A 1,241-nucleotide genomic window follows, 5' to 3' on the forward strand; every position below is an offset into this window, starting at 1 on the left:
TGTGGTTTTGGGCGGTTTTGGTTTGATCGTGCTTCGTAGCCGAAAGTCAAAAGCAAAAGTCACAGCAAACAACGACGAGAAATGGGACGAGCAAAAAGAAGCGCGTTTAAAAGCACTGCTTGAAGAAGAGAATAACGGAGATAATAAGTAATGACTCTATTTTGGATTTCCACCGTTATTCTGACGTTGATTGCTTGTGCGTTAGTTGCGCTGCCTCTTCTGAAGCAGAAAGCAAACAACGACGACATCTTACGTGATGAGTTGAACAAAGCTTTTTATAAAGATCGTCTTTCTGAGCTTCAAGAAGAAACAGAAGAAGGTCTTGTCGAGAGTCAAGAAGATCTGATTTCTGATCTTAAGCAGTCACTTTTGGATGATATTCCTGCACAGAAAATGAGTCAGGAAACCAAAGTCTCGCCGATGGCAGTGCTTATTCCTTCTGTGATTCTTACGGTTGCGTTAAGTTACGGGCTTTATTACAAGTTTGGCGCATCTCAAGATGTTGTGAAATGGCAAGAGGTTACGTCTAACTTGCCAGAGCTTTCTAAGAAGCTGATGTCGTCGTCGTCTGAACCTCTGAGCGATGATGAAATGGCTGATTTAACGTTAGCACTGCGCACGCGCCTGCATTATCAGCCAGAAGATTCAACCGGTTGGTTGCTACTCGGTCGTATTGCATTAGCGAACCGCGATGTGACGACAGCCATCGATTCTATGAAAAAGTCGTATGCTCTTGAGCCAAAAGATCCTGACGTTATGTTAGGTTACGCTCAGGCGTTAATGCTTTCTCAAGACGAGATGGACCAAGCAACGGCTCGTTCTTTACTTGGTAAGCTCATGCAACAAGATTACGTGGATTTACGCGTGTTCTCATTGCTCGCATTTGATGCATTTGAACGTAAAGATTACCCAGCAGCAATTAAATACTGGGGCATCATGCAGCAGATGATCGGTCCTGACGATAGCCGATACGAAAGCCTTTCACGCAGTATCGACCATGCACGCAAACAAATGGGTGAAGTGGTTTCTCCGGATAAAAGCGTGGCAGTAACGATTAATGTCGCACCTGAAGCACAACTTGATCCTAACGCGGTATTAATTGTCTCAATTCATCGTGCTGATGGTTCACCAATGCCGGTTGCAGCCGCTCGCTATCCACTTGGTTCGTTCCCACGAACAGTGGTGCTAGATGACGGTAACGCGATGATGCAAGGGCAAAACCTATCATCGTTAGAAAAACT

General features: G+C 45.0%; 1 protein-coding gene and 1 pseudogene. Both read left to right on the forward strand.

Annotated features, from left to right (window positions below; all coding sequences use genetic code 11):
- Nucleotides 1-151, forward strand: a pseudogene (locus tag R7E42_RS24585) (cytochrome c-type biogenesis protein CcmH); the annotation flags it as partial.
- Nucleotides 151-1,241: c-type cytochrome biogenesis protein CcmI (ccmI, locus tag R7E42_RS24590; RefSeq protein WP_318073176.1), on the forward strand; the 1,091-nt coding region annotated here is incomplete at its 3' end. The pseudogene R7E42_RS24585 and the gene ccmI, both read left to right, overlap by 1 nt.

It is taken from the genome of Vibrio sp. Vb1337, assembly GCF_033338715.1.
Lineage (GTDB): Bacteria > Pseudomonadota > Gammaproteobacteria > Enterobacterales > Vibrionaceae > Vibrio > Vibrio alginolyticus.